8 protein-coding genes are annotated in these 13,780 nt (G+C 59.6%); all 8 read right to left on the reverse strand.

Features of this window, described 5'->3' with window-relative positions; genetic code table 11:
- Nucleotides 1–25: 25 nt before the first annotated feature.
- The 8 genes from fusA to rplA all read right to left on the reverse strand — a co-directional run bounded on the left by fusA (nt 26) and on the right by rplA (nt 13,780).
- Nucleotides 26–2,143 carry an elongation factor G gene (gene fusA, locus LCW13_RS16615; protein WP_043334876.1) on the reverse strand — a complete coding sequence of 706 codons (2,118 nt, stop codon included), beginning with the start codon at nt 2,141–2,143 and terminating at the stop codon, nt 26–28.
- Between the two features lie 18 nt (nt 2,144–2,161).
- Complete coding sequence (gene rpsG / locus LCW13_RS16620; protein WP_043334878.1) at nt 2,162–2,632, reverse strand: 30S ribosomal protein S7; 471 nt, start codon at nt 2,630–2,632, stop codon at nt 2,162–2,164.
- 101 nt (nt 2,633–2,733) lie between these two features.
- A complete protein-coding gene (gene rpsL / locus LCW13_RS16625; RefSeq protein ID WP_043334880.1) occupies nt 2,734–3,108 on the reverse strand; it encodes a 30S ribosomal protein S12 in 375 nt (124 codons plus the stop codon).
- Nucleotides 3,109–3,245: 137 nt separating this feature from the next.
- On the reverse strand, nt 3,246–7,487 hold the full coding sequence (gene rpoC / locus LCW13_RS16630; protein ID WP_043334882.1) for a DNA-directed RNA polymerase subunit beta': 4,242 nt from the start codon (nt 7,485–7,487) through the stop codon (nt 3,246–3,248).
- Between the two features lie 88 nt (nt 7,488–7,575).
- Nucleotides 7,576–11,652, reverse strand: a complete 4,077-nt coding sequence (gene rpoB, locus LCW13_RS16635) for a DNA-directed RNA polymerase subunit beta (protein ID WP_225347413.1) — start codon at nt 11,650–11,652, stop codon at nt 7,576–7,578.
- 206 nt (nt 11,653–11,858) lie between these two features.
- Entirely contained in the window at nt 11,859–12,227 is a 369-nt protein-coding gene (gene rplL, locus LCW13_RS16640) for a 50S ribosomal protein L7/L12 (RefSeq protein WP_043334886.1), read from the reverse strand.
- Between the two features lie 92 nt (nt 12,228–12,319).
- Entirely contained in the window at nt 12,320–12,826 is a 507-nt protein-coding gene (rplJ, locus tag LCW13_RS16645) for a 50S ribosomal protein L10 (protein WP_043334888.1), read from the reverse strand.
- Between the two features lie 261 nt (nt 12,827–13,087).
- On the reverse strand, nt 13,088–13,780 hold the full coding sequence (gene rplA / locus LCW13_RS16650; protein WP_215823600.1) for a 50S ribosomal protein L1: 693 nt from the start codon (nt 13,778–13,780) through the stop codon (nt 13,088–13,090).

The following is a 13,780-nucleotide window of genomic DNA, read 5'->3' on the forward strand; positions in this document are numbered from 1 at the left end:
ATAACCTCTTTCGTTAGCTAATCGGTTACTTCTGATTGATGACGGCTTCGACGATGCTGTTCGGTGCTTCGTCGTATTTCGCAAACTCCATGGAGTAGCTTGCGCGGCCCTGGGTCTGTGAGCGCAGGTCGGTCGCATAACCGAACATCTCACCCAGCGGCACCAGTGCATTGATGATCTTGCCAGTGGAAGAATCATCCATGCCCTGAACGAGGCCACGACGACGGTTCAGGTCGCCCATGACGTCACCCATGAAATCTTCAGGCGTGACGACTTCGACTTTCATGAGCGGCTCAAGCAGCACTGCACCCGCTTTCGGGGCACCGGCCTTGATCGCCATGGAAGAGGCGACCTTGAACGCAGTCTCGTTGGAGTCGACGTCGTGGTAGGAACCATCGAACAGCGTGACCTTGACGTCGATCATCGGATAACCGGCGATGACACCATTCTTGAGCTGCTCAGCGGCGCCCTTCTCGACGGCCGGCACGTATTCCTTCGGAACCGCACCACCGACGATCTCGGACTCGAACTTGAAGGTCATTTCTTCGTCGTCGCCCTTGTCCTCTGCAGTGAGAGGCTCAATGCGAAGCCAGACGTGACCGAACTGACCACGACCGCCGGACTGACGAACGAACTTGCCTTCCTGCTCGACCTTGGTACGGATGGTCTCACGGTAAGCCACCTGCGGCTTGCCGATGTTCGCCTCGACATTGAACTCGCGACGCATGCGGTCGACGAGGATGTCCAGGTGAAGCTCACCCATACCGGAGATGATGGTCTGACCGGACTCTTCGTCGGTCTCGACGCGGAAGGACGGATCTTCCTGGGCCAGCTTGCCCAGTGCAACACCCATCTTTTCCTGGTCGGCCTTGGACTTCGGCTCGACAGCGACGGAGATGACCGGCTCAGGGAATTCCATGCGCTCAAGCACGATCTTGTGATCCGGGTCACACAGGGTGTCACCGGTGGTCACGTCTTTCAGACCGATACATGCGGCGATATCGCCGGCATAGACTTCCTTGATCTCCTCACGAGAGTTGGAGTGCATCTGGACGATACGACCGACACGCTCCTTCTTGCTCTTGACGGAGTTGAAGACGCCATCACCAGACTTCAGCACGCCCGAGTAGACGCGGATGAAGGTCAGGGTACCAACGAACGGATCGGTCGCGATCTTGAACGCCAGCGCCGCGAACGGAGCCTTGTCGTCAGCTTCGCGGGTCTCGATGGTACCGTCCTTGTCGTCAAGCTCACCTTCGATGGCCTTGACTTCAAGCGGAGACGGCATGTATTCGATGACCGCATCCAGAACTGCCTGGACACCCTTGTTCTTGAAGGCAGAACCACAGGTCACGAGGCAGATTTCGTTGGCCAGGGTACGCTGACGCAGCGCAGCCTTGACTTCTTCCTCGGACAGCTCGCCTTCTTCAAGGTACTTGTCCATCAGCTCTTCGGACGCTTCAGCAGCAGACTCGAGCATGTGTTCACGCCATTCGGCAGCTGTATCTTGCAGCTCGGCCGGAATGTCGATCAGCTCGTAGTTCATGCCGTGATTGTCTTCGTCCCAGACAATGGCCTTCATCTTGATCAGGTCGATGACGCCCTTGAACTCGTCTTCCGCACCCCAGTTGATCTGGATCGGGACGGCGTTCGCGCCCAGGCGCTTGCGCACCTGCTCGACGACCATGAAGAAGTCCGCGCCAGCGCGGTCCATCTTGTTGACGAAGATCATGCGCGGAACTTCGTAACGGTTGGCCTGACGCCAGACAGTCTCTGTCTGCGGCTGGACACCGGAAGAACCACACAGCACCACGACCGCGCCATCGAGAACACGCAGTGAACGCTCGACTTCAACAGTGAAGTCAACGTGCCCCGGAGTATCGATGATGTTGATACGGTGCTCGTCGAACTGCTTGCTCATGCCCTGCCAGAAGCAGGTGGTCGCCGCAGAGGTGATCGTGATGCCACGTTCCTGTTCCTGCTCCATCCAGTCCATGGTGGCAGCACCATCGTGGACTTCGCCGACCTTGTGAGACAGGCCGGTATAGAACAGGACGCGCTCGGTAGTGGTAGTCTTACCGGCGTCGACGTGGGCACAGATACCGATGTTGCGGTAACGCTTAAGTGGAGTCTTGCGTGCCACGGTGAGTATCCCCGTTGTTTAGAAGCGGTAGTGGGAGAAGGCCTTGTTGGCTTCTGCCATGCGGTGCACGTCTTCACGCTTCTTCACAGCAGAACCCTTGCCTTCAGCGGCATCCAGGATCTCGCCAGAGAGGCGCTGCACCATGGTCTTTTCGCCGCGCTTGCGCGCAGCGTCCACCAGCCAACGCATGGCCAGTGCCTGACGACGGGAAGGACGAACTTCAACCGGCACCTGGTAGGTTGCACCACCAACACGACGGGACTTCACTTCGACCATCGGCTGGATGGCTTCCAGCGCCTTGTCGAAGAGGTCCAGCGGCTCGTCATTGGAGCGTTCGGCAACACGATCGAGAGCACCGTAAACGATGCGCTCAGCTGCAGACTTCTTGCCGCTGATCATCAGGTGGTTCATGAACTTGGCCAGGCGCTCGCTTCCGAACTTCGGATCCGGCAGGATTTCGCGCTTAGCTGCTACACGTCTTCTAGGCATGATAAGCCCTCAGTAGAAGGGTCCTTCAGGTAAACCCGGGACGCCTCGCGTTGGACGCGACGCCCGACCTTACTCTTATCAGACCGATATTAAACTTTGAATTACGCCTTCGGACGCTTGGCGCCGTACTTGGAACGGCCCTGCTTACGGTTCTGCACGCCAGAGGTATCCAGTGCACCACGAACGGTGTGGTAACGGACACCCGGCAAATCCTTCACACGACCGCCACGGATCAGAACAACAGAGTGTTCCTGAAGGTTGTGACCTTCACCGCCGATGTATGAAGTGACTTCGAAGCCGTTGGTCAGGCGAACACGGCAAACCTTACGGAGTGCGGAGTTCGGCTTCTTCGGGGTAGTAGTGTATACACGGGTACACACGCCACGCTTCTGCGGACATGCCTGCAGCGCAGGGACGTCGCTCTTGGACGCCTGACGCTTGCGCGGCTTGCGCACGAGCTGGTTAACGGTTGCCATTTGCTTGCTCCAATGGGTTGTACTGCCTTCCAACAACAGGGCAGGATGCACCTGCCCTACTGTTAAAGGCTGCATATTCTAGGGCTTGGGCCACAAGGGCGTCAACCCCGCCGTCAGAGACGGCGGGGCGCAAGACCTCAGAGGTCGTCGTCGTCCGCGTCGAGGGCAGTGAGCTGAGCGCCCAATTCCTGCTCGACGTCCTGTGCCGACGGGGCCGGTGCGAGCGGCAGGCCATCGCGACGGCGGCGACGCTCGTCGTGATAGGCCAGGCCAGTACCCGCCGGAATCAGGCGACCGACCACGACATTCTCCTTCAGACCACGGAGATAATCGCGCTTGCCGGTGACAGATGCCTCGGTCAGAACTCGCGTGGTTTCCTGGAAGGACGCCGCGGAGATGAACGATTCAGTTGCCAGGCTCGCCTTGGTGATACCGAGCAGGATGCGATCGAACTTGGCCGGGAACTTGCCGTCGGCCTCGAGACGCATGTTTTCTTCGACGACGCGGGCGTATTCCACCTGGTCGCCTGTGATGAAGGTGGAATCGCCAGAATCGGTGATCTCGACCTTGCGCAGCATCTGACGCACGATGACTTCGATGTGCTTGTCGTTGATGCCGACACCCTGGAGGCGATAGACCTCCTGGACTTCGGTGGTGATGTACTTGGTCATTTCCGCGACGCCGAGCAGACGCAGGATATCGTGCGGGTTGCTCGGGCCATCGGAGATGACTTCACCCTTCTCGACCGTTTCACCTTCGAAGACGCTGATCTGGCGCCATTTCGGGATCAACAGCTCGAACGGATCACCTTCCACCGGCGTGATGGTCAGACGACGCTTGCCCTTGGTTTCCTTGCCGAAGGTCACGGTACCGGAGATCTCGGCCAGGATGGCCGGCTCTTTCGGACGACGTGCTTCGAACAGGTCGGCAACGCGCGGCAGACCACCGGTGATGTCCTTGTTACCGGACGCTTCCATCGGGATACGTGCGATGACGTCACCCACGCCGACGGCTGCGCCATTCTCGGCGGACACCACGGCATTGCCCGGCAGCAGGTACTGGACCGGCGTGTTGGAGCCCGGCAGTGTCACGTGCTTGCCGCTACCGTCTACCAGCATGATCATCGGACGCTTGTCACGGGCCGCGGACGGACGTGAAGCGCTTTCGATGACCTCGATGGAGGACAGGCCGGTCATTTCGTCAGTGGTACGGTTGATGGTCTGGCCATCTTCCATGTCCGTGAACTGCACCTGACCCGCGACTTCCGCGACGATCGGGTGAGTGTGCGGATCCCACTTGGCGACGGACTGGCCAGAGGCCACCGGGTCGCCGTCACGTACGGACAGTTCAGCACCGTACGGGAGCTTGTAGAATTCGCGCTCACGGCCGTGGTCATCCGCCACTGCCAGTGCGCTGGAACGCGAGACGACAATCAGCTTGCCATCGGCACGTTCGACCGACTTGATGTTGTGCAGACGCACGCTGCCGCCATGCTTGACCTGGACACTGTCCACGGCGGAGGCACGCGAAGCGGCACCACCGATGTGGAAGGTACGCATGGTCAGCTGGGTACCCGGCTCACCGATGGACTGTGCCGCGATGACACCGATGGCTTCACCGACGTTGACCTGATGGCCACGCGCCAGGTCACGACCGTAACAGGCCGAGCAGACACCGTGCACGGTTTCACAACCGATGGTGGTACGCACGATGATCTCATCGACACCCATGGTATCGAGCTGTGCACACCAGGCTTCGTCGAGCAGCGTGCCGCGTGCGATCAGGACCTCATCAGAGACCGGATCGATCACGTCCTGCGCCACGACACGACCCAGCACACGCTGGGACAGCGGGACGATGATGTCGCCGCCTTCGATGACCGGGTGCAGAATCAGACCTTCCTGAGTGCCGCAATCCGCTTCGGTGATGACCAGATCCTGGGCAACATCGACCAGACGACGGGTCAGGTAACCGGAGTTGGCGGTCTTCAGTGCCGTATCCGCCAGACCCTTACGGGCACCGTGCGTGGAGATGAAGTACTGGAGTACGTTCAGACCTTCACGGAAGTTGGCGGTGATCGGCGTCTCGATGATCGAGCCATCCGGCTTGGCCATCAGGCCACGCATACCAGCCAGCTGACGAATCTGTGCGGCGGAACCACGCGCACCGGAGTCGGCCATGATGAAGACGCTGTTGAAGGAGTCCTGCTCCATCGGCTTGCCGTCTTCGTCATTGACCACTTCGCCTTTCCAGTTGACGACGGTCTCTTTCGAGATACCTGCCATCATCTCCTTGGCGACACGGTCGTTGGCACGCGCCCAGATATCGATGACCTTGTTGTACTTCTCGCCCGCGGTCACGAGACCGGAGGAGAACTGGTCTTCGATCTCTTTCACTTCGTCTTCGGCCGCGTCGATGATGACCTTCTTCGCGTCCGGGATGACGAAGTCGTTGACGCCGATGGAGGCGCCGGACCAGGTCGCGAGACGGAAGCCGGTGTACATCAGCTGGTCAGCGAAGATGACGGTGTCCTTCAGACCGACACGACGGTACGCCTCGTTGATCAGACCGGAGATGGCTTTCTTCTTCATCACCTGGTTGATCAGCTCGAACGGCATGCCCTTCGGCAGAATGCGGAAGAGCAGTGCGCGACCGATGGTGGTGTCGTGCAGGGACGTCTTCTCGTACAGCTCGCCGGACTCTTCGTCCTTGAGCGTCTCGGTCAGACGGACCTTGACCATCGCGTGCAGGTGAGCGCTGTGCGTACCGAAGGCACGCTCGACTTCACCCAGGTTCGCGAAGGCCATGCCCTCACCCTTGGCACCGATCTTCTCGCGGGTCATGTAGTACAGACCCAGCACGACGTCCTGGGACGGCACGATGATCGGCTCGCCGTTGGCCGGCGACAGCACGTTGTTGGTCGACATCATCAACGCACGCGCTTCCAGCTGGGCTTCCAGCGTCAGCGGTACGTGGACAGCCATCTGGTCACCATCAAAGTCAGCGTTATACGCAGCGCAGACCAGCGGGTGCAGTTGGATGGCCTTGCCTTCGATCAGCAGCGGCTCGAACGCCTGGATACCCAGACGGTGCAGAGTTGGGGCACGGTTCAGCAGCACCGGGTGCTCGCGGATGACGTCGGCGAGGAAATCCCAGACTTCCGGGGCTTCGCGCTCGACCATCTTCTTGGCGGCCTTGATGGTGCTGGCGTGACCGGAGGCCTGCAGCTTGGCGTAGATGAACGGCTTGAACAGCTCAAGCGCCATCTTCTTCGGCAGACCGCACTGGTGCAGACGCAGGGTCGGGCCGACGGTGATGACGGAACGACCGGAATAGTCGACGCGCTTGCCCAGCAGGTTCTGACGGAAACGACCCTGCTTGCCCTTGATCATGTCGGCCAGCGACTTCAGCGGACGCTTGTTGGAACCAGTGATGGCGCGACCGCGACGACCGTTGTCGAGCAGTGCATCCACGGATTCCTGCAGCATGCGCTTCTCGTTGCGCACGATGATGTCCGGCGCATTGAGGTCGAGCAGACGCTTGAGGCGGTTGTTGCGGTTGATCACACGACGATACAGATCGTTCAGATCCGAGGTCGCGAAGCGGCCGCCGTCCAGCGGTACCAGCGGACGCAGGTCCGGCGGCAGCACTGGCAGCACTTCCATGATCATCCAGCCCGGCTTGTTGCCGGAATAGTAGAAGGCTTCCAGCAGCTTGAGGCGCTTGGACAGCTTCTTGATCTTGGTCTCGGAGTTGGTCTGCGGAATCTCTTCACGCAGGCGCTCGACCTCTTCTTCCAGCTCGATGTCCTCGAGCAGCGCCTTGATGGCTTCGGCACCCATGCGGGCATCGAAATCATCACCGAATTCTTCCAGCGCTTCGAAGTACTGCTCATCGTTGAGCAGATGACCCTTCTCGAGAGTCGTCATGCCCGGGTCGATGACCACGAAGCTTTCGAAGTACAGCACGCGCTCGATATCACGCAGAGTCATGTCGAGCAGCATGCCGATACGAGACGGCAGAGACTTCAGGAACCAGATATGCGCGACCGGGCTCGCCAGTTCGATGTGAGCCATACGCTCACGACGCACTGCCGCCTTGGTCACTTCAACGCCACACTTCTCACAGATGATGCCGCGATGCTTCATCCGCTTGTACTTGCCACACAGGCACTCGTAGTCCTTCACCGGGCCAAAGATCTTGGCACAGAAAAGACCATCACGTTCCGGCTTGAATGTCCGGTAGTTGATGGTTTCAGGCTTCTTCACTTCACCAAAAGACCACGAGCGAATCATGTCCGGAGACGCCAGGGTAATCTTGATGGCGTCGAATTCTTCGGACTGCGCCTGCGATTTGAGAACTTTCACCAAATCTTTCATGGGTCGCTCCGTTGCGGAGTTGTCATGGGCAAAGCCTGGCTGCTGACACCAGGCTTTGCGGACCGTCAATACTTGTGGCTTTTCGGCGTCAGCCTTCCAGCTCCATGTCGATACCCAGCGAGCGGATTTCCTTCACCAGCACGTTGAAGGATTCGGGCATGCCCGCCTGCATGGTGTGATCGCCATCTACGATGCTCTTGTACATCTTGGTACGGCCTTCCACGTCATCGGACTTGACCGTGAGCATCTCCTGGAGGGTGTAGGCAGCGCCGTACGCCTCGAGGGCCCAGACCTCCATCTCACCGAAGCGCTGACCACCAAACTGCGCCTTACCACCCAGCGGCTGCTGCGTGACGAGGGAGTAGGAGCCGGTCGAACGCGCATGCATCTTGTCATCCACCAGGTGGTTGAGCTTGAGCATGTACATGTAACCGACGGTCACCTTGCGATCGAACTTCTCGCCGGTGCGGCCATCGTAGAGGTCCATCTGTCCGGAATCAGGGATACCGGCCAGCGTGAGCAACTGCTTGATCTCGTGTTCCTTGGCGCCATCGAAGACCGGCGTTGCCATCGGCACGCCCTTCTTCAGGTTGTGCGCCATGGTGATGATTTCATCATCGCTGAGCACGGAGAGGTCTTCCTGGCGACCGCCGACGGTGTTGTACACCTTGTCGAGGAATTCGCGGATCTGCTTGACCTGCTCGGCACGCTCTTCGCGCAGCATGTGCTCGATCTTCACGCCCAGACCACGCGCGGCCATGCCGAGGTGGGTCTCGAGGATCTGACCGACGTTCATGCGCGACGGTACACCCAGCGGGTTCAGCACGACGTCAACCGACTCGCCATTGCCATCGAACGGCATGTCTTCGACCGGCATGATCGCGGAAATGACACCCTTGTTACCGTGACGACCGGCCATCTTGTCACCCGGCTGGATACGACGCTTCACGGCGACGTACACCTTGACGATCTTGAGCACGCCCGGTGCCAGATCATCACCCTGGGTGAGCTTGCGCTTCTTGTCTTCGAAGCGCTCGTCCATCTCGCGACGACGGATCTCGAGCTGCTCATCGGCCTGAGCCAGCAGTTCGTTGAGAGACTCGTCCTGCAGACGCAGCTTGAACCACTCCTGGCGCGGCAGTGCTTCCAGGTAGTCATCGGTCAGCACGTCGCCCTTCTTGAGCTTCGGACCACCGTTGACGGCCTGACCGACCAGGTTGCGCTGCATACGCTCGAAGGTCGCCTCTTCCGCGATGCGGTAGGTTTCCTGCAGATCCTTGCGGACCTCGGCCAGCTGCATCTGCTCGATGGAGAGCGCACGCTGATCCTTCTCGACGCCGTCACGGGTGAAGACCTGAACGTCGATGACGGTGGCCTTCATGCCGGTCGGGGCACGCAGAGAGGTGTCCTTAACGTCGGACGCCTTCTCGCCGAAGATGGCACGCAACAGCTTCTCTTCCGGCGTCAGCTGGGTCTCGCCCTTCGGCGTGACCTTGCCGACCAGGATGTCGCCCGGGTTCAGCTCGGCACCGATGTAGACGACACCGGACTCATCCAGCTTGGAGAGTGCGGATTCGCCGACATTCGGGATATCGGAAGTGATTTCTTCCGGCCCGAGCTTGGTGTCACGCGCGACACAGGTCAGTTCCTGGATGTGGATGGTGGTGAAGCGATCTTCCTGCACCACACGCTCCGAGAACAGGATGGAATCCTCGAAGTTGAAGCCGTTCCAGGGCATGAACGCCAGACGCATGTTCTGCCCCAGGGCCAGATCACCCATGTCGACGGACGGGCCGTCGGCCAGGATGTCGCCGATGGCGACTTCGTCGCCAGGGCGCACGATCGGGCGCTGGTTCTGACAGGTATTCTGGTTCGAGCGCACGTACTTGGTCAGGTTGTAGATATCAACGCCGGCTTCACCGCCGATGATCTCTTCTTCCCGCACACGCACGACGATGCGCTTGGCATCGACGGAATCGATGACGCCGCCACGACGTGCCACGGCGCAGACGCCGGAGTCACGCGCCACGAAGCGCTCCATGCCGGTACCGACCAGCGGCTTGTCAGCCTTCAGAGTCGGAACGGCCTGACGCTGCATGTTCGCACCCATCAAGGCGCGGTTGGCATCATCGTGCTCGAGGAACGGGATCAGTGCGGCAGCGACAGAGACGACCTGACGCGGAGACACGTCCATCATGGTGACCTTTTCCGGCGCCATGAAGGTGGTCTCGCCACGGTGACGAACCTGAACCAGGTCGTCGACCAGACGGCCGTTCTCGTCGACGGTCGCGGAGGCCTGGGCGATGATGAAATCGCCTTCCTCTATCGCGGACAGATCGACGACATCGTCGGTGACCTGACAATCCACGACCTTGCGGTACGGCGTCTCGAGGAAGCCATAGCTGTTGGTCTTGGAGTAGGTCGCCAGCGAGTTGATCAGACCGATGTTCGGGCCTTCCGGCGTTTCGATCGGGCACAGACGGCCGTAGTGCGTGGCGTGAACGTCACGAACTTCGAAGCCGGCGCGCTCACGGGTCAGACCACCCGGACCAAGCGCGGAGACACGGCGCTTGTGCGTCACTTCGGACAGCGGGTTGTTCTGATCCATGAACTGGGAGAGCTGGCTGGAACCGAAGAATTCCTTCACCGCCGCCGCAACCGGCTTGGCGTTGATGAGATCCTGCGGCATCAGGCCTTCGCTCTCGGCCATGGACAGACGCTCCTTGACCGCACGCTCGACGCGGACCAGGCCGACACGGAACTGGTTTTCCGCCATTTCGCCCACAGAGCGAATACGACGGTTGCCCAGGTGGTCGATGTCATCGACATCGCCATTGCCGTTACGGATGCTGATCAGCTCCTTCATGACGGTCAGGATATCGTCCTGATCGAGCACGCCGCTGCCGGTATCGCTTTCGCGACGCAGGCGACGGTTGAACTTCATGCGGCCCACGCCCGACAGGTCGTAGCGGTCTTCGCTGAAGAACAGGTTCTGGAACAGTGACTCTGCTGCATCCTTGGTGGGCGGCTCGCCCGGACGCATCATGCGGTAGATCTCGACCAATGCCTCGAGCTGGTTACGCGTGGTATCCAGTTTCAGGGTATCGGACACGAACGGACCGCAATCCAGGTCGTTGGTGTAGATGACTTCGAACTGGGTGATCTTGGCCTGAGCCATCTTCTCCAGCAGTTCCGGAGTGATCTCGCTGTTGCTTTCGCAGACCAGCTCACCAGTGGCCGGATCGACCTGATCCTTGGCCAGCACCTTGCCGTACAGGTAGTCCATCGGCACTTCGAGACGCTCGAGGCCGGAGGCTTCCATCTGACGGACGTGCTTCTGTGTAATACGACGACCTTCCTCCACGATCACGCTACCGTCGGCATCCTTGATGTCGAAGGCGGCGGTCTCGCCACGCAGACGTGCCGGCACCAGCTCAACGGAGAAGCCGCTGCGCTCGATGTGGTACATCGTGGTGTCGAAGAACGTACCGAGAATCTCTTCGCTGGTCATGCCCATGGCACGCAGCAGAACGGAAGCCGGCAGCTTGCGACGACGGTCGATACGGACGTAGACGTTGTCCTTCGGATCAAACTCGAAGTCCAACCAGGAACCGCGGTAAGGAATCACACGTGCGGAGTACAGCAGCTTGCCGGACGAGTGGCTCTTGCCCTTGTCGTGGTCGAAGAACACACCCGGCGAGCGGTGCAGCTGTGACACGATGACACGTTCGGTACCATTGATGACGAAGGTACCGTTCTCTGTCATCAGGGGGATTTCCCCCATGTAGACTTCCTGCTCCTTGATGTCCTTGATCGCCTTGTTCGACGATTCCTTGTCATAGATCATCAGGCGCACTTTCACGCGCAGCGGTGCAGAGTAAGTGACTCCGCGCAGCTGACATTCCTTGACGTCGAACGCCGGCGTACCGAAGCGGTAGCTGACATACTCGAGCGCTGCGTTGCCAGAGAAGCTGGCAATCGGGAACACGGACTTGAAGGCAGCGTGAAGGCCGACTTCCAGGCGCTGTTCTGGCACCCTGTCCTGCTGGAGAAAGTCGTGGTAGGAATCAAGCTGGATGGCCAGCAGGTAAGGCACATCCATCACTTGGGGCAGTTTGCCAAAATCCTTGCGGATGCGTTTTTTCTCAGTGTATGAGTAAGCCATCTGTATTCCCCAGCTTGTTCACCTTGGGTGACCGATGCGTGGTCGGCTCATCCCTGATGGCGCGGCGATGTCCATCAGGCGCGGACGGCAAGCCTCCCTTGCGGGCTGGCTCGCCGTCATAATTCGTCTTGCAACAGAAAAAGGCTGGTGGCGGAGTCCGCCACCAGCCAGGAAGCTTACGCAGCGTGCGTAGCCTGGAACACGAGTTACTTGAGTTCCACGGACGCGCCAGCTTCTTCCAGCTTCTTCTTCGCTTCTTCAGCGTCTTCCTTGCTCACGCCTTCTTTCAGGGTGGCCGGAGCGCCGTCGACAGCTGCCTTGGCTTCTTTCAGACCCAAGCCAGTCAGTTCACGAACAGCCTTGATGACGTTGACTTTCTTGTCACCAGCAGCAGTCAGAACGATGTCGAACTCGGTCTGTTCTTCAGCGGCTTCACCAGCAGCGGCCGGGCCAGCGACGACGGCGGCAGCGGCGGAAACGCCGAACTTCTCTTCCATTGCTTCGATCAGCTCAGCCACTTCCATGACGGTCATGTCAGCGACGGCGTTGATGATGTCTTCTTTGGTCAGTGCCATTTTAGCAATCCTAAACTTTGCGGAGCAAAGATGCTCGGTCAAACGGAAATCGATTCAGGCTGCACGAGACAGCCAGGAGGTCAAAGCGCTGCTTACGCGGCGGCTTCGGCTTCCTTCTGATCGCGCAGTGCTGCGATAGTACGGACCAGCTTGCCTGCAGAAGCTTCCTTCATGACAGACAGCAGCTTGGACAGTGCTTCATCGCGGGTCGGCAGAGATGCCAGACGGTCGATATTCGCCGCCGGGATGAACTCGCCTTCGTAGGCCAATGCCTTGACTTCGAACGCCTCGACCTTCTTGGCAAATTCCTTGAACAGACGAGCGCCAGCGCCCGGGTGTTCCATGGAGAATGCAAGCAGAGTCGGGCCGACGAATGACTCGTTCAGCACCTCGTAAGAGGTACCGGACAGCGCACGACGAGCTAGAGTGTTGCGAACAACACGCAGCTGGACGCCCGCTTCGCGGCACTGTTTGCGCAATTCGGTCATTGCACCAACAGTTACACCACGAGAGTCGGCAGCGACTACGGAGAGAGCACCCTTGGCGGTTTCGCTGACCTCAGCAACAATTGCCTTCTTGTCTTCGAGACCTAAAGCCACGGTGTTGACTCCATTTCGTGCCGGGGAACGAATTCCCCAGTGGTTTACCATCTCTCTCACCAGAACTGCGCGGGAGAGTCTTGGAGGATGGCTGCCACCAGCAGGGCTGGGACACCATCTGCGCAGGCTACGCGCAATGCAAGCATCGCGGCGCGATTAAGCCGGCCCCGTCACCGAGATGACAAGGCCAGCGCCTGCGGTCTTTGACGGCGCCCCGCGGCTGAGCACGGGGACCGCAAAGTGAAACATTCTGAGACTGCCTTACGCGTACTTGGCGTGATCGACAGTCAGACCCGGGCCCATGGTGCTGGACAGGGTGATCTTCTTCAGGTAGACACCCTTGGAAGTGCTCGGCTTCAGCTTCTTGACTTCGGCCACCAGGGCGTCAATGTTACCCTGAATGGAGTCAGCACTGAAGTCGATCTTGCCGATACCGGCGTGAATGATGCCGTTCTTGTCAGTACGGAAACGCACCTGACCAGCCTTGGCATTCTTCACGGCAGTCGCGACGTCAGGCGTCACGGTACCGACTTTCGGGTTCGGCATCAGGCCGCGCGGACCGAGGATCTGGCCCAGCTGACCGACAACGCGCATGGCATCCGGAGAAGCGATGACGACGTCGAAGTCCATCACGCCTTTCTTGACCTGTTCTGCCAGGTCGTCCATGCCGATCACGTCTGCACCGGCTTCCTTCGCTGCTTCAGCGTTGGCGCCCTGGGTGAAGACAGCGACGCGCACTTCGTTACCAGTACCATTCGGCATCACGGTAGCGCCGCGAACGACCTGATCGGATTTACGCGGGTCAACACCGAGGTTCAGAGAGACTTCGATGGTCTCCTTGAACTTGACGGTGGACAGCTCGGACAGCAGAGCAACAGCTTCTTCGACGCTGTAGACCTTGCCGGATTCAACTTTCGCGTTGATCGCCTGGGCGCGCTTTGAAATCTTGGCCAT

The sequence above is a fragment of the Cobetia amphilecti genome (assembly GCF_020217465.1).
Taxonomy (GTDB): domain Bacteria; phylum Pseudomonadota; class Gammaproteobacteria; order Pseudomonadales; family Halomonadaceae; genus Cobetia; species Cobetia amphilecti.